This window comes from Paraburkholderia lycopersici (genome assembly GCF_900096975.1).
Classification (GTDB): Bacteria; Pseudomonadota; Gammaproteobacteria; order Burkholderiales; family Burkholderiaceae; genus Paraburkholderia; species Paraburkholderia lycopersici.
Map to the genome: position 1 here is coordinate 21,247 of NZ_FMYQ01000036.1, position 15,390 is coordinate 36,636.

Genomic DNA, 15,390 nt, shown 5'->3' on the forward strand with positions numbered 1-15,390 from the left:
GGCAGGAAGCAACACGACGCATTCTCGCGCACCTTTCGCACAGACACACAAGGAACACAGACGATGAAACTGCTTCGCTATGGCCCGAAGGGTCACGAAAAACCGGGCCTGCTCGATGCCGAAGGCCGCATTCGCGCGCTCTCGGGCAACGTGACCGACATCGCCGGCGACGTGCTCTCGGACGCCGGTCTCGCGCAGCTACGCGCGATCGATCCCGAAACGCTGCCGCTCGTCGAAGGCAATCCGCGCATCGGGCCATGCGTGGGCCACATCGGCAAGATGGTGTGCATCGGCCTGAACTATGCCGACCACGCCGCCGAGTCGGGCATGCCGGTGCCGGTCGAGCCGGTGGTCTTCAACAAGTGGACGAGCGCGATCGTCGGTCCGAACGACGACATCGAAATTCCGCGCGGCTCGAAGAAGACCGACTGGGAAGTCGAGCTTGGCGTGGTGATCGGCAAGCACGCGAAGAACGTGAGCGAGGCCGATGCGCTCGATTACGTCGCGGGCTATTGCGTGGTCAACGACGTGTCCGAGCGCGAATGGCAGATCGAGCGCGGCGGCCAGTGGGACAAGGGCAAGGGCTTCGACACGTTCGGCCCGACCGGCCCGTGGCTCGTCACGCGCGACGAGGTGGCCGATCCGCAGAACCTCGGCATGTGGCTCGAAGTGGACGGACATCGCTACCAGAACGGCAGCACGCGCACGATGATCTTTACGGTCGCGAAGCTCGTTTCGTATCTTTCGCAATGCATGAGCCTGCAGCCCGGCGACGTGATCTCGACGGGCACGCCACCGGGCGTGGGCATGGGCGTGAAGCCGAACCCGGTGTTCCTGAAGCCGGGCCAGACGGTGCGCCTTGGCATCGAGGGCCTGGGCGAACAGCAGCAGAAGACGCGCGCGGCCGAATAACGCCGCTCGGCCGGCGCACGAAAACGCGCGAGGCGCGGCGGGGACCCCCGCTTCGCCTCGCGCGCCTCGTTTGTGGGCTGGACGGTTCAGTCCGCCTGGATTTTCTCTTCCGGCGGCCCGCCCTCCGACATCCGGCTGACCGTTCCCTGCGCCAGCGCCACGAGCCGTTCGTCGCCGTTCTCCATTACGTAGACGCTGCACTGGCAGGTGGCCTGATGGCGCGCCGCGTGCACCACGCGCGCCCGCGCTACCAGCGTGCCCTTGAGCGCCGGCCGCAAATAGTTGATCTTGTATTCCGCCGTCACCACCCGCGGCCCGAGCGCGAGCGCGCCAGCGAAGGTGAGCGCGTTGTCGGCGAGGTAGCCGATCACGCCGCCGTGGACGAACCCATGCTGCTGCCTGAGCTCGTCGCGTACCGGCAGGCGCAGGGTCAATTCGTCGGTACCCACATGCATCAGCTCGGTGCCGAGCAGCACGCTGAAGGGCTGGGCGTGCAACGCGCCGCGCGCGCGATCCACCAGATCTGTCATCGTCGCATTCCCTGGGTCTATCCCCGTGTGGTTTCCTAACCACTGTAGGAAGCGCGTTCGGGCCGCGTCAAGGTGAATCGGGTTGCGGGCGCGCTTCATTGTTGCGGGGAATGTATGCAATAACCAATAAATCATTTCGGAAATGATCCATTGCGCATTCCATGGTGCTTTTTCACGGTTTATTCACGCGCCGAGCCTCAAAAACAACGTTTACGCGGCCGTAAACGCAGTGCGGGTACGAGCGATCACATGCTCTTGCCTCACTCTTTCACTGCTACCCCAGGTGTTCCGATGTTCAGCAAGATCAAGGTCGCATCCGGCCTGTTGTGCGTCCTCGCCGCGTTCTGCGTACTGCAGCTCGTGACCGCAGGACTTGGCTACTGGTCGCTCACGCGCACGCATGACGACGTAGCCGACCTTTCGAAGGTGGCGCTGCGCCAGGCGAGCGCCGCCAACGTCATCACCCAGCAGTTGATGGATGCCCGCATCAATCTCTCGCGCGCGGGCACGCGCATGGTGCGCGGCGGCTCCGTTCCCACCGACATAGTCAATCACGCGCGCGACCAGCTCGCGGCCGCCGACACCACGTTCGCGGCGCTCATGGAAGTGCCGCCGATCAACGACGACGACCGCGCGCGCGTCGCCGCGCTCGCGCAGCGCTACCAGGTTTATCGAAAGGCGCTCGGCGAACTGATCGACGATCTCAACGGCAATAATCTGCAGGCCTTCCTCGACCAGCCAACGCAGTCGTACCAGGACGCCTATCTCGCCGAACTGCACGGCTTCGCGCAGTTCAGCGCCGCGGCGAGCCGTGCGTCGCTGGATTCGATCGACTCGCGCCTCGCGCTGTTCCGGGGCGTCGGTATTTTCATTCTGGTCGTGCTGATCGCGCTTGCGACCGGCGTGCACTTCGCGTTGCGGCGCGGCGTGGTGGAGCCGCTAGAAGAAGCCGGCCGCCATTTCGACCGCATTGCGCGCGGACATTTGAACGAGCGCGTGGCCGCGCGCGGCGACAACGAGATCGGCCGGCTCTTTCGCGACCTCGCGATGATGCAGTCGAGTCTCGCGCGCACGGTTCACACCGTGCGCGAAACGGCGGGCTCGATCCACGTGGGCGCGGACGAGATCGCCACCGGCAACGCCGACCTTTCGGCGCGCACCGAATCGCAGGCGGCGTCGCTGGAACAAACGGCTGCCAGCATGGAGGAGCTCACGGGCACCGTGCGCAACACGGCCGAGAACGCGCGCGAGGCGAACGCGCTCGCCGAGGCGGCGCTCGACGCGACCGCGCGCGGCAGCGCCGTGGTGGGCGAGGTGGTGGAGCGCATGCACGGCATTGCGCAAAGCTCGGACAAGATCGCGGAGATCATCGGCGTGATCGACGGCATCGCGTTCCAGACCAACATTCTCGCGCTCAACGCGGCCGTGGAAGCGGCGCGCGCGGGCGAGCAGGGCCGCGGCTTCGCGGTCGTGGCGGGCGAGGTGCGCGGTCTCGCGCAGCGCAGCGCGCAGTCGGCCAAGGAGATCAAGACGCTCATCAGCGAGTCGGTTTCGCAGATTCGCGGCGGTTCGGAACTCGTGGAGCGCGCGGGCGACGCGATGCGCGAGGTGTCGAACTCGATCTCGCGCGTCACGCAGATGATGGCGGGGATCAGCGCGTCGTCGCTCGAGCAGAGCACGGGCATTGACCAGGTGAATCAGGCCGTCTCGCAGATGGACCAGATGACCCAGCAGAACGCGGCGCTCGTCGAGGAGGCCGCTGCGGCGTCGTCGTCGCTGCACCGGCAGACGCGCCAGCTTTCCGAGGCCGTTGCCGCGTTCGAGATTTCGCCGGCCGTGCTGGCGGCGTAAGCGTCCGAGGCCGCCGAAACGTCGCGGCGGCCGGGCTTCTGCGCCTTGGGGCGCCTTATATGCCCATGCCCTTGTAGGCGGTCAAGAGATGATAGGGCGTGGTCGACGGCATGTCGGCACGCGTCACTTCGCCGTTGGCGCCGCGGCATTCCACCCAGCCTTGCGGCGTGAGAAAGCGCGGCGCGAAGCGGCCGATCTGCGGCTCCAGCGCCGCGCGCACCGCCGCGTCGCCGTGCGTGGCGAGCGCGCGCAAGTACTCCGTTTGCGCCCAGATGCGCTGCGTCGCATCGATCACACGGCCGTGCTCGTCGAGCGCGGCCGCCACGCCTCCATTCTCCGGGTCCACGCCGTGCTTCACCGCAAAGGTGAAGGCGCGAGCGAGCGCCGCGTCGAGGCCCGATCCGCCGAGCCGCGCTCCCGCGCGCGACGCCAGCCAGAACCATTCGAACTGATGTCCGGGCTCGAGGCGGTTATCCGCCGCGCCGATCGGCAGTTCGGCGATGCAGCCCGTCGGCTCGTGCAGGAAGCCGCGTGCGAGCGCTTCGACGAGGCGGGTGATGGCCGTGTCGAATGCGCTGTCGCCGGTCGCCTCGCTTGCGGCGAGCCAGGCTTCGGTGAGGTGCATGAGCGGATTCTGCAGCGGCCCGGCGGTGACGCTTGCGAAGGGGGCGTCGAGCGCCGCGTTGAACAGGCCGTCGCGGGCCGCGAAACGCTCGACGATCAGCGAAGACGTTGCGCGCGCGAGCTCGAGCGCCTCGGTCGCGCCGAAGCGCTGGCCGTAGGCCGCGCTCGCGAATACCACGAAGGCATGGGTGTAGAGGTCCTTGGTGGTGTCGAGCGGCGCGCCCGTGGCGTCGACGCTGTAGAACCATCCGCCGTGGGCCCGGTCCTGATAAGTGTGGCGCAGCGTTTCGAACAGCGTGTGGGCGTGGGCGGCGTCGCCGGCCTCGGAGAATACGAAGAGCTGGCGCGCGCACGCCATCGCGCGGTAGCGCGTGACGGGCAGCGGCTTTGCACCGGCCGCGTCGAGCGCCTCGTAGGGCAGGCGCAGTTCGGCGTTGAAGCCTGGGCCGCGCCACAAGGGCAGGACGATGCGGTCGAAATGCTCGCGCAGGCTGGCTGCGCTCGTAAGGCTGTTCATGGATGAGAGGGCGCGGCGGGCCGCGTCGCGTCGAAGGAGCAGGTTCGGCGATTGTACGCATTCGCAAACTGCGCGGCCCAGTCAGGCTGGCTTCGTAGCGGGTTTGTCGCAGCCGGCTGCGCCGCTTTCGATATGTCGATGACAGGCGTCCCGCGCGGCGGGGCATGCCGATGACAACAAGGAGGCTGACGGCCATGATCGGAAACTGGGAACTCATTTCGCGGCTGGTGCTCGCCGCGGTCCTTGGCAGCGTGATCGGTTTCGAGCGCGAGCGTCTTTCGTGGGCGGCGGGGCTGCGTACCCATATGCTCGTCTCCGTGGGCTCGGCGCTCATCATGCTCGTCTCGGCGTACGGTTTCGCCGAAGTGCTCAAGGACGACCATGTCGTGCTCGACCCTTCGCGGATGGCCGCGCAGGTCGTCTCGGGCATCGGCTTTCTCGGCGCGGGCTCGATCCTTTTGCGCGGCGAGATCGTGCGCGGACTCACGACGGCGGCGAGCCTCTGGTCGGTCGCGGCCGTGGGCCTCGCGGTGGGCGGCGGGCTCTACACGGGCGCGATCGCGGCGACGGCCATCATTCTCATCATCCTCGCGGGCATCAAGCCGCTGGAACGGCGCTTCATCACGTTCCGGCAGCGCCGCCAGCTCACGCTGCTCGTCACGCGCGGCGCGCTCACGTTTCATTCGCTGCACGACGCGCTCGGCACGTCGAGCCCGCGTGTGAAGCAGTTCATCGTGCAGCAGAACGACGACTCGCCCGACCTGGACGAGGTGATGATTACGCTGCACCGCGTGTCGTCGATGGAATACGAGGCGATCTGCGCGACGTTGCGCCGCCTGGCCTGCGTGAAGGAGTTTCGCGAGGACGGCCCGCAGCGTTGATCGGCGCGGCGTGTTCGCGCGATGCCTGTTGGTTAAGTCAGACGAGAGTGCCTGGCGGGGCGTTCGAGCATGCGACAATGGCCGCTCGAACCAGAACACCAGGACGTCGCGCAGTGGCCGTGACCGGCCGGCGCGCGACGCGAACCGCACGCTGACCCATGGCTGATTACGCAGATACCGCATTTTCCGGCGCGCCGTCGAAGCACAGCGCATCGTCTCCTTCGTTCGACGCTTCCGAATCCCCCGTCGCACTCGACTCCCCTGGTCCGCACGCGCCCGAGGGCGAACCTGCGCGCGAACCGGGCTTGCCCGCGGATGGCGGCTTGCGCCAAGGCACGCTGAGCGGCTTCGAAACGCCCGAGCCTGCCCAGACGAGCGCAACGCCCGGCGACGAGGGGAGCGTCGCGAGCCCGGTTGCGGGGGCAACGGCCGCGCGCCGCGCAACGCGGGCGAAACGGCCGGCTGCTCCCGCCGTGGACGAAGCGGGGCCGCCGGCCGTCGAGGCTGCTCAGGATGCGCCGGCAGCGCCTGGCGCCGCGATCGCCTCCGAGCCATCGTTCGCCGCGGACAATCCCGAACGCGTCGAAGCCGTTCAGCCCGACGCGCTGACGCAGCGTCTCGACGCACTACACGGTGCGCTCCAGGGGGCGCTCGCCGGGCAGCGCGTCATGGCCGCCGCGTCGTCGCGGCAGCTCAAGTGGGTGCTCGCCGCAGCGTCGGCGGCTGTGCTTGCTTCGGTGGGTTTTGGCATCGCGCAATCGGTGCGGCTCGATAGCATGGCGAACGAGGCCCGCGCGGAGCAGGCGCGCCTCGAACAGTTCATCCTGAAGCAGCAGTCCACGCTCGACCAGCTAACGCAGCGGCTCGCCACGCCGGTTGCGGCAGTGGCGCCGTCCGCCGCCGCTGCGCCGCCGGCACCCGGGAGCGCACCGGCACCCGCGCATCGCGCGTTGGCGCATCCGGCGCACGGGGCCGCGCACGCGCATCACGCACAGAGACCGGGCCAAAAAGCGGCCCGCTAACCGGCCCGCTAAGCGCGGCTTCGTTCCGCGATCCATCCCCATACCGGAAAACCTCGATGCGTTGCTTTGCTGCAACGCATCGTTAATGCACGCCACCGTGCGGCCGCGCGTCGCGCATTTTTTGCTGCGATGCACTAGCGTCGACTAAGGGAAAACCCTATAATCGCTTCTGTCCTAGGGAAAACCCTTAATCGCAGCTTAACTGGGAGTCGCCATGAGCTTTATCCTCGCACTGTTCGAAAGGGTGAGCGACCTCTTCGCGTCGCCGTATCTGCCGATGGATTCGGAGTACTCGTACGAAGCGCGTCACCGCGAAGCCGAGCGCGTTCGCCGCTCGCACTACATGCCGTTCGGCATGCCGCGTGACTGATCGAAGCGTTTCTCCGGTCGGACCGCCTGGTCTTTTTAGCGAGGCCGGCTCTCTTTCGGGAGCCGGCCTCGTTGCGTCTGGGGCAGTTTGAGGCAGCGCCGCTTCGCTGCGCGCGACGGCAGCCACGCGCGGCACGTGTCATAGTGGTGCCGCTTCAAGGCGCTCATGGCGTCGTGCGGCGAACCCGCGCCGCCCGATCCGCAACCCGGCAACGCTATGCCTCACACCATGCCCGATACCTATTTCTACGACCCCGCCCGCGGCCACGGCCTGCCGCACGACCCATTCAAGGCGATCGTCGCGCCGCGCGTGATCGGCTGGATCTCCAGCCGCGCGAAGAGCGGCGTGCTCAACCTCGCGCCCTACAGCTTCTTTGGCGCGTTCGCCACGTTTCCGCCGATTATCGGGTTCTGCAGCGAAGGCCGTAAGGACAGCATCAGCAACGTCGAAGAAACCGGCGAGTTCGTCTGGAACCTCACGTCGAAGGCGCTGGCCGCACAGATGAACCGAACCTCCGCGCCGGTCGCGGCCGACGTGGATGAATTCGCTCTCGCGGGCCTCACGGCCGCACCGGGCCGCAGCGTTGCCGTGCCGCACGTAGCCGAGTCGCCGGCTGCGCTCGAATGCAAGCTGCTGCAGATCGTGCAGCTCAAATCGCTCGACGGCGCGCCGATGGACAACTGGCTCGCGCTCGGCCAGGTGGTGGGCGTGCACATTCGCGAGGAATATCTGAAGGACGGCCTCTTCGACACGCACGCCGCCCAGCCCGTGATGCGGGCGGGCTATCGCGCCGACTACGCGCAGATCGGCGAGATGTTCCAGATGGTGCGGCCGGGCGCGTAAGCCTCGTCTGGCGCGGGCGGCCCGCGGCGTTGCCGCGCCCCGTGCGCACGCCGATAATGGCCCGACAGCGCGAGGCGCGCAGGGAGGCAACCCATGCAATCTCCGACGGGATCGGTGGTGGCGCTCAGTTCGGCCGCCTCGACGATGTTTTCGATCGGCATGATCGCCCTCGGTTACTGGGGGCTGCACGAGCCTTCGGCCTGGCGCATCGGCGACCGCGTGGTCGTCGGCATCGCGCTCGCGGGCTTCGCGTGCCTCGGCAGCGTGCCCTGGCTCGCGACGTCGCCCGCGCAGCCCAACGACGAATCGCGCTTCTTGCTGGCGCGCCGCGCGTTTCTTTGCGGCGCGGCGGCGGTGTGGTTGTCGATCGCGTTATCGCTGGTGCTCTGACACGTGTCTCGGAAGCCGGGCGCGCATCGCCACCATGCTTGCCATCTGATTCGCCGTCGAGGTCGGCGCGCTTCGACAGGCGATCCACGACCTGCGCGTCCGCCCGATGCCGCATCGGGTCCGCGCCGTCGGTCATCGTGTCGCTCACGTGAGCGCCGATGAGGCGCGGGCGGGACCGGGGCTTGGCGCCGGGCTCATCCGATATTTGCCGTTCGCTTCGTGACCAGCTTCCGGCGATGCGGGGTTGGGCTCGCCGGGAAGAAGGAAGCCGTCCGCGAGTTTGGTACGATGCACGCTTTGCCAGCCGACCCTACCTGCCCGCGTGAAGCGTTACGTGCCGTTGATCCGCGATCGAATCGCGATGCTCTTTTCCCGCCTGAAGCCCGCCGCCATGCGGCTCGGCGCCGTTGCCCGCCCGTTGGGCGCGCGTGCGCTCCGTCATCTGCGGCATCCCACGCGGCGCGGCGTATTCATTGCCATCGGCGCGCTGCCGGCGCTCGTCTTGCTCTACGTGCTCGTGCTGATTCCGTTCACGCCCAGCATCGGCGACATCCGCAAGGCGCGCGTGGACGAGCCGGCGCAGATCCTTTCCGCCGACGGCAAGCTGCTCGCCGAATTCAAGCCCTCGAACCGCGAATGGGTGCCGCTCTCGCAGATATCGCCGCATATGGTCGACGCGCTGATCTCGACCGAGGACCACCGCTTCTACGAGCACCACGGGATCGACTTCAAGCGCACGGCGGGCGCCGCGCTGCATACGTTCTCGGGCGGCCGCCAGGGCGGCTCGACCATCACGCAGCAGCTCGCGCGCAATCTCTATCCCGACGAGATCGGCCGCGCGCCCACGCTCACGCGCAAGATCAAGGAAGCGATCACGGCGTTCAAGATCGAGGCCGTATATAGCAAGCAGCAGATTCTCGAGACCTATCTGAACACGGTGCCGTTTCTCTACAACGCCTACGGCATCGAGATGGCGGCGCGCACTTACTTCGGCGTTTCGGCCGATCAGCTCGACATCCTGCAGGCCGCGACGCTCACGGGCATGCTCAAGGGCAACGCCTACTACAACCCCGTGATCAACCCCGAGCGCGCGCTCGCGCGGCGCAACACCGTGCTCGGCCAGATGGTGAAATACGGCAAGCTGAGCCCCGCGCAGTACGCGGCGCTCTCGAAGAAGCCGCTGCGTCTGGACTTCGAGCGCCAGACCGAGCCGCCGGGTCCCGCGCCGCACTTCGCGCTGCAACTGCGCAAGTGGCTGATCGCATGGGCCGATCGTAACGACTACAACATCTACTCCGATGGCCTCGTGGTGCGCACCACGATCGACTCGCGCCTCCAGCAGATGGCGACCACCGCGCTGCGCCAGCACGCGAACCAGCTCCAGGGCATCGCGAACAGCACATGGAGCGGCCGCAACGGCTGCACGGCGAGCAACGACCTGTTCGCGACGTTCATGCGCGAAACACCGGACTACAAGAGCGCGCGCGACGCGGGCGCGAGCGACGCCGACGCGCTCAAGCATCTCGCCGCCGACCGGGACTTCATGCGCAACCTTTGCAAGGACAAGACCGAGGTGCAGGCGGGCTTCCTCGCCATCGACCCGCGCAATGGTCAGATCAGGGCGTGGGTGGGCAGCCGCGATTTCACCGACGAACCGTTCGACCACGTGCAGCAGGCGCGCCGGCAACCGGGCTCGACCTTCAAACCGTTCGTGTACGGCGCGGCTTATGCGGCGGGCGCGAAGCCGGGCGATACGTTCATCGACCAGCCGGTGGAGATTCCGCTGGCGGGCGGCGAGATCTGGAAACCGACCGACGACGTGCCGCCGAGCAACCGCCCGATGACCTTGCGCGACGCGATCGCGTTCTCGCGCAACCGCATCACGGCGCAACTGATGCAGACGGTGGGGCCGGACAAGGTCGCGCGCCTCGCGCGCGCGATGGGCGTGCGCGACAGCCAGCTCGATCCGGTGCCGTCGCTCGCGCTCGGCACGAGCCCGGTCACGCTCAAGGAGATGGTCTCCGCGTACAGCACCATCGCCAACGACGGCGTGTATCTCGAACCGCGCATGGTCACGAGCATCGAGGACCGCAAGGGCAACGTGCTGGCGCAGTTCGCGAACGCCTCGCCCGAGCGCGCGCTTTCCGCCGAAGCGGACCGCACGCTGCTCGACACGATGCGCGACGTCGTGAACCGCGGCACGGGCGCGGCGATCCGCTCGCGCTTCGGCATTCGCGGCGACGTGGCGGGCAAGACCGGCACGACCCAGGGCAATACGGACGGCTGGTTCATCCTGATGTCCCCGCAGCTCGTCGGCGGCGCATGGGTGGGTTTCGACGACGGCCGCGTGACGCTCGACGACTACTGGGGACAGGGGGCGCACAGCGCGCTGCCGATCGTCGGCGACGTCTTCCAGCGGGCATTTCGTTCGCGCCTCGTCGATCCGCGCGCGCGCTTCGATACCGAGGTGACGCCGGGCGCCTTCGAGACCTTCCGCGAGAAACTGCGCGCGTGGATGGACAAGCTGTTCGGCGCGCGCGAGGCGCCGCCGCCGCAAAACGCGCCGGTGCGGCATGCGCCGCCGCCGCGCGTGAGCGCGCCGGCGCCTGCATCGGCGGCGTCGGCGGCATCGGAGGCGGGTGGAGCGTCGGCGCCTGCCGAAGCATCCGCGGCGTCCGCGGCGTCGGGCACGCGAGAACTCGGCGAGCCGCCGATCATCGGCCCGTCGGGCGCGCCGCCGCAAGCGCCGCAGCCCTCTTACCCCGCGCAGGAGCCCGCGCTCGCGCCGACGCCGACGCCCGACGTCGCCGAACCCGACACTTCGGGCGCGAGCGCCAGCTACACGCCGCCCGTGGCGCAGCCGCAGGGGCAATGAAGGCCGTTCGCCTCGGGTTGCACGCGAGGGCTTGCGGGCGGCGCTCGCGGAACCCGCGCGGGTTCGCCCACGAGCGCCGCGTTCCGCTGCCTCGCCGCGTCAATTTCGCCGACGATCGAGTGCACCTCGTCCATGCGCGCGACGATACTGCTGATCTTGCGCCACGGCCGGTGAGATAGTTGGGGTTCCAAAAGAAGAAAAAGGGCGCGAAACGCGCCCTTCCGGCGGGTTTTGCCAGCTGACTCGCGAGCCGCCCGGCGTTTCTAGCGCCGCGCCCGCCAGGTTCCGAGCAGCAGCGCGTTGGTCACGACGCTTACGCTGGAAAACGCCATTGCCGCGCCCGCGAGCATGGGATTGAGCAAACCGAACGCCGCGAGCGGAATCCCGATCAGGTTGTAGACGAACGCCCAGAACAGGTTCTGCTGGATCTTGCGCCAGGTGCGCCGCGAGATATCGATTGCGGACGCAACGAGCGCCGGGTCGCCACGCATCAGCGTGATGCCGGCGGCATGCATGGCGACGTCGGTGCCGGTTGCCATGGCGATGCCGATGTCGGCGGCGGCGAGCGCGGGGGCGTCGTTGATGCCGTCGCCCGCCATCGCGACGATGCCGCCGCTGCGCATCTTGAGGTCGCGGATCGTGCGCGCCTTGTCGTCGGGAAGCACTTGCGCGTGGACTTCGTCGATTCCGAGCTGCGCGGCCACGGCCGCCGCGCTTCCCGCATTGTCGCCGGTCACGAGCACGCTGCGTATGCCCATCGACTTGAGGCTCGCGACCGCCTCGCGGGCCGTGGGCTTCACCGTGTCGCCGAACGCGAGCAACGCCAGCACGCCATCGTGCGATTCACCGCGCGATGCTCCGTACATATCGCTGCCCAGCGCGAAGAGCCACGACACCGTGTTGCCGGCTTCTTCGAGCGAACGCGCGCGCGCCGCGAGCGCGGGCGGCACGGTCAGCGCCAGTTCGTCGAGCCAGCGGCCGCTGCCGATCGCGAGGCGCCGGCCGTTCACCTCGGCCTCGACGCCGCGCCCCGGCACCGCGCGCGCATGGGCAGCGGCGGGTCGTGGCGTGCCGGGCGCCTGAGCGTCGCAGGCCTGCACGACGGCCTTCGCGAGCGGGTGATCGCTTTGGCGCTGCACGGCGGCCGCGAGCGCGAGTGCTTCGTCGCGCGCGAGGCCCTCGGCCGCTTCGAACGCCGTCAGCGACGGCTGGCCGAGCGTGAGCGTGCCGGTCTTGTCGAAGGCGACCACGCTCACGTTGTGGGCGGTCTCCAACGCTTCGGCATCCTTGATGAGTACGCCTTGGCGCGCTGCCACGCCCGTGCCGGCCATGATCGCGGCCGGCGTGGCGAGCCCGAGCGCGCACGGGCAGGCGATCACGAGCACGGCGACGGCATTGAGGATCGCCGTTTCGGCGCTCGCGCCCGCGAACAGCCAGCCTGCCAGCGCAATGGCCGCGATCACGAGGATCGCGGGCACGAATACGGCGCTCACGCGGTCGACGAGGCGCTGGATCGGCGCTTTTTCGGCCTGCGCGCTCTCCACGAGGCGGATGATGCGCGCGAGCGTGGTTTCCGCGCCGATGGCCGTGGTGCGCACGGCCATCGCGCCTTCGCCGTTGATCGAGCCGCCCGTGACGGAGTCGCCGGGCGCTTTCGGCACCGGCAGGCTTTCGCCCGTGATGAGCGATTCGTCCACGTGGCTGCGCCCTTCCAGCACGACGCCGTCCACGGGCAGCCGCTCGCCGGGGCGCACGAGCACGACGGTGCCCACGCGCACCTGGGAGAGCGGGACTTCGCGTTCGCCGGCGGCTGCGTCGCCTGTTCCGTTTGCGGCGGCGTCCACGCGAATACGCGCGCGTTCGGGCCGCAATGCGTTGAGGGCGCGGATCGCGTCGGTGGTCTGGCGTTTCGCGCGGGCTTCGAGCCACTTCCCGAAGCGCACGAGCGTGATGACGACCGCCGACGCTTCGAAGTACAGATGCGCGACGTCGCCGGGATGCGCGAGCATCGCGTAGACGCTCACGCCATACGCCGCCGAGGTGCCGAGCGCGACCAGCAGGTCCATGTTGCCCGCGCCCGCGCGCACGGCCCGCCAGGCGGCGCGGTAAAAGCGCGCGCCGAACACGAACTGCACGGCGGTCGCGAGCGCGAGTTGCACTGCGGCGGGGAGCATCCAGCCGAGGCCGATCCAGTGGCCGAACATTGGCAGCACGAGCGGTGCGGTCAGCACGGCCGAAATCAGCACGGCGCGCCATTCGCGGCGCGCTTCGTCGCTGGCGGCGGCGTTTTTTGCGGACGCCGAGGCGTCTTCGTCTGCGGCGAGGGGCGTCGCTTCGTAGCCGGCCTTCTTCACCGCGGCGACGAGCCGGTCCTGCAGCTCGCCCGTGAGCGGCGCGCGCAGGTTGACGGTGGCTTGCCCGGTGGCGAGGTTCACGCTCGCGCCGGCCACGCCGGGCACGCGCGCAAGCGCTTTCTCGACGCGATTCGCGCACGACGCGCAGGTCATCCCGCCGATGGCGAACGTGGCGGTTTCGGTCGCGACGGGCACGGCTTCGTAACCGGCCTTTTCGACGGCGGCGACGAGCGTGGCGGGCACAACGCCGTCATTGGCCTCGACGGTGGCTTTTTCCGTGGCGAGGTTGACCGAGGCGCGCGCGACGCCCGGCACCCTGGCGAGCGCCTTCTCCACGCGCGTGGCGCACGAGGCGCACGTCATGCCGTGGATCTCGAGTTCGGTCACGGCGGCTTCGGTGCGGTCTGCCACGAGGGGTTCGTTCATGATGGGGGTGCGAACACTGGCTGTCATCGATGTTCGCAGTATCTACGTTGCCATCATGGGAAGGTCAAGGGGTGCGACATTGTGGCCTTCTCGTGAGAGCCTGGAGTCCTGCGAGCAAACGATGCAGGCGTAAGGCAATATTTATTGCGCACCGCAGTCTTCTCAGGCCCAGGCGCGAGCGATACGATACCATCCGGCGGCATTGGCGCCATGCTGTGCGCAGTTCATCACGGCCCTGGGGGGGCCCGCGCGCGGCGTCGGTGGCCGGTCGACGTCACTTCATGGACCGCCTGCATCGCACACAATCAACAAATGACAACAATACATCGAGAGTTCTCTTTGTACCGTAGCTGTTCCGCGCTTGCATGCCTCGCACTGATCGCCGGATGCGCCTCGGCGCCCGAGGGCGCGGCGCCGAAGAGCAACGGCTGGATGAAGGACGAAGTCTCCGACTCTTACGTTTTCGGCTATCCGCTCGTGCTCATGGACGTGTCGCGCGAGGCCGCCACCGGCAACGGGCCCGGCCAGGCCGCGACGAACACGCTGCGCCACGCGCAGTCGCTGCCGCCCGTCGGGGCATCGAGTCCGCCCGAACCCAATCTCGACGCGCTTGCTTCGAGCGGCTGGCTCGACGTTTCACGCGAGCCGGTGCTCGTCACGCTGCCCGACACGCATGGGCGCTACATGGACGCGCGCGCGCTCGACATGTGGACGAACGTCGTCTGGTCAACGGGCGCTGCGCAAACCGGCGAGCGTGTCGGCGGCATGAAGACGCAAACGATTGCATTCGTCCCGGTCGGCTGGAAGGGCGCGCTGCCTGCGCGCGTGAAGAGCGTGGAGGTGACGACGCGCTACGTGTGGTTCCTCGCGCGCATCCAGACGCGCGGCGGCGGCGACCTCGCGGCCGTGCGCCGGCTGCAGCACGGCCTGCAGGTCACGCCGCTCTCCGCCTGGGACGATCGCGCCGCACACGGCAAAGGCGGCGCCCGCGGCGCGCGCGGCGACGAGCCGGGCGGCGCCACGCAGAGCGGCGACCCAGCCGCGCCGGGCACGCCGGCGGCGCAAGTCGCGACGCTCGACGCGAACGGCTTTTTCGATCGTCTCGCGCAGGCGCTGGAAGACAACCCGCCCACGCCCGACGACCCGCACGCGCTCAAGATTCTCGGCGACATCGGCGTGCGCGCGGGCGACCCGGCACAACTGCCCTCGGGGGCGAAGGACGCCGCGGTCGTGAAGGCGGGCCTCGCTGACGGCCGCGCGCGCATCGCGACGCCGCCGCCCAACCTGCTGGCCGGCAACGGCTGGCTCTGGGTGGGCGACGACGCGGGCAACTACGGTCCCGACTACGCGCTGCGCGCCTACGCGGCTTATACCTCGCCGGGGTTGCCGACGAGCCGCGACGAAGTGCGCGCGCGCGTGAGACAGGACAGCGACGGCCACCAACTGAACGGTGCGAACCGCTACACGATCCACTTCACCGCGAAGCAGTTGCCGCCGGTGCGCGGTTTCTGGTCGATCACGGCCTATACGAGCGACGGCGCGCTCGACGCCGACGCGCCCGTGCGCGTGGCGTTCGGCGAGCGCAGCGGTGCGCGGCGCAACCGCGACGGCTCGCTCGACGTGCACGTGAGCGCGCAGCGGCCGCGCGGCGGTGCGAACTGGGTACCCGCGCCGCATGGCGACTTCCGCCTCGTGATGCGGCTCTATGCGCCGAAGCCGCAGGCGACCGACGGCAGCTGGCAGCCGCCCGCCGTCGAGCGGCAGTAAGAACGAAGCGGCGCGCACGCATTCCGCG

Annotated in this window: 12 protein-coding genes; 9 read left to right on the forward strand and 3 right to left on the reverse strand. The window is 68.8% G+C overall.

Annotation, left to right across the window (positions count from 1 at the left end; translation table 11 throughout):
• The first annotated feature begins 63 nt into the window (after positions 1-63).
• A complete protein-coding gene (locus tag BLU17_RS28320; RefSeq protein WP_092004725.1) occupies positions 64-912 on the forward strand; it encodes an ureidoglycolate lyase in 849 nt (282 codons plus the stop codon).
• 86 nt (positions 913-998) lie between these two features.
• Here the strand turns inward: BLU17_RS28320 and BLU17_RS28325 are convergent, their stop codons facing one another.
• A complete protein-coding gene (locus BLU17_RS28325) occupies positions 999-1,442 on the reverse strand; it encodes a PaaI family thioesterase (RefSeq protein WP_092004728.1) in 444 nt (147 codons plus the stop codon).
• A gap of 291 nt (positions 1,443-1,733) precedes the next feature.
• Here BLU17_RS28325 and BLU17_RS28330 point away from each other — a divergent pair, with 291 nt between their 5' ends.
• A complete protein-coding gene (locus tag BLU17_RS28330; protein WP_092004731.1) occupies positions 1,734-3,293 on the forward strand; it encodes a methyl-accepting chemotaxis protein in 1,560 nt (519 codons plus the stop codon).
• A 55-nt stretch (positions 3,294-3,348) separates the two neighbouring features.
• Here the strand turns inward: BLU17_RS28330 and BLU17_RS28335 are convergent, their stop codons facing one another.
• Positions 3,349-4,434, reverse strand: coding sequence for an AGE family epimerase/isomerase (locus BLU17_RS28335; protein ID WP_092004734.1), 1,086 nt, complete (start codon positions 4,432-4,434; stop codon positions 3,349-3,351).
• Positions 4,435-4,628: 194 nt separating this feature from the next.
• Between BLU17_RS28335 and BLU17_RS28340 the strand changes: the two genes are divergently transcribed.
• The 6 genes from BLU17_RS28340 to BLU17_RS28360 all read left to right on the forward strand — a co-directional run bounded on the left by BLU17_RS28340 (position 4,629) and on the right by BLU17_RS28360 (position 10,815).
• Positions 4,629-5,315, forward strand: a complete 687-nt coding sequence (locus BLU17_RS28340; protein WP_092004737.1) for an MgtC/SapB family protein — start codon at positions 4,629-4,631, stop codon at positions 5,313-5,315.
• A 158-nt stretch (positions 5,316-5,473) separates the two neighbouring features.
• A complete protein-coding gene (locus BLU17_RS28345) occupies positions 5,474-6,337 on the forward strand; it encodes a hypothetical protein (protein WP_092004740.1) in 864 nt (287 codons plus the stop codon).
• A 214-nt stretch (positions 6,338-6,551) separates the two neighbouring features.
• Complete coding sequence (locus BLU17_RS33385; RefSeq protein WP_176929221.1) at positions 6,552-6,707, forward strand: hypothetical protein; 156 nt, start codon at positions 6,552-6,554, stop codon at positions 6,705-6,707.
• 228 nt (positions 6,708-6,935) lie between these two features.
• Positions 6,936-7,550: a flavin reductase family protein gene (locus tag BLU17_RS28350; protein WP_092004813.1), complete on the forward strand. Its 615-nt coding sequence runs from the start codon at positions 6,936-6,938 to the stop codon at positions 7,548-7,550.
• 93 nt (positions 7,551-7,643) lie between these two features.
• Entirely contained in the window at positions 7,644-7,940 is a 297-nt protein-coding gene (locus BLU17_RS28355; RefSeq protein ID WP_092004743.1) for a hypothetical protein, read from the forward strand.
• A 280-nt stretch (positions 7,941-8,220) separates the two neighbouring features.
• Positions 8,221-10,815 carry a penicillin-binding protein 1A gene (locus BLU17_RS28360; protein ID WP_425434152.1) on the forward strand — a complete coding sequence of 865 codons (2,595 nt, stop codon included), beginning with the start codon at positions 8,221-8,223 and terminating at the stop codon, positions 10,813-10,815.
• A gap of 263 nt (positions 10,816-11,078) precedes the next feature.
• On the opposite strand, the gene BLU17_RS28365 is transcribed toward BLU17_RS28360, so the two are convergent.
• Positions 11,079-13,595 (reverse strand): heavy metal translocating P-type ATPase, encoded by a 2,517-nt coding sequence (locus tag BLU17_RS28365; RefSeq protein ID WP_092004746.1) that lies wholly within the window; start codon positions 13,593-13,595, stop codon positions 11,079-11,081.
• A 312-nt stretch (positions 13,596-13,907) separates the two neighbouring features.
• Here BLU17_RS28365 and BLU17_RS28370 point away from each other — a divergent pair, with 312 nt between their 5' ends.
• The gene (locus BLU17_RS28370; protein ID WP_092004749.1) at positions 13,908-15,362 is read left to right on the forward strand and encodes a DUF1254 domain-containing protein; all 1,455 of its coding nucleotides are present in this window, start codon (positions 13,908-13,910) and stop codon (positions 15,360-15,362) included.
• The last annotated feature ends 28 nt before the right edge of the window (positions 15,363-15,390 follow it).

Excerpts from the sequence above, each read along its gene's own strand:
- BLU17_RS28365 (WP_092004746.1), bottom strand. The coding sequence starts at position 13,595 with ATGAACGAACCCCTCGTGGCAGACCGCACCGAAGCCGCCGTGACCGAA.
- BLU17_RS28335 (WP_092004734.1), bottom strand. The coding sequence starts at position 4,434 with ATGAACAGCCTTACGAGCGCAGCCAGCCTGCGCGAGCATTTCGACCGC.
- BLU17_RS28325 (WP_092004728.1), bottom strand. The coding sequence starts at position 1,442 with ATGACAGATCTGGTGGATCGCGCGCGCGGCGCGTTGCACGCCCAGCCC.
- BLU17_RS28340 (WP_092004737.1), top strand. The coding sequence starts at position 4,629 with ATGATCGGAAACTGGGAACTCATTTCGCGGCTGGTGCTCGCCGCGGTC.
- BLU17_RS33385 (WP_176929221.1), top strand. The coding sequence starts at position 6,552 with ATGAGCTTTATCCTCGCACTGTTCGAAAGGGTGAGCGACCTCTTCGCG.
- BLU17_RS28320 (WP_092004725.1), top strand. The coding sequence starts at position 64 with ATGAAACTGCTTCGCTATGGCCCGAAGGGTCACGAAAAACCGGGCCTG.
- BLU17_RS28370 (WP_092004749.1), top strand. The coding sequence starts at position 13,908 with ATGACAACAATACATCGAGAGTTCTCTTTGTACCGTAGCTGTTCCGCG.
- BLU17_RS28330 (WP_092004731.1), top strand. The coding sequence starts at position 1,734 with ATGTTCAGCAAGATCAAGGTCGCATCCGGCCTGTTGTGCGTCCTCGCC.
- BLU17_RS28345 (WP_092004740.1), top strand. The coding sequence starts at position 5,474 with ATGGCTGATTACGCAGATACCGCATTTTCCGGCGCGCCGTCGAAGCAC.
- BLU17_RS28355 (WP_092004743.1), top strand. The coding sequence starts at position 7,644 with ATGCAATCTCCGACGGGATCGGTGGTGGCGCTCAGTTCGGCCGCCTCG.
- BLU17_RS28350 (WP_092004813.1), top strand. The coding sequence starts at position 6,936 with ATGCCCGATACCTATTTCTACGACCCCGCCCGCGGCCACGGCCTGCCG.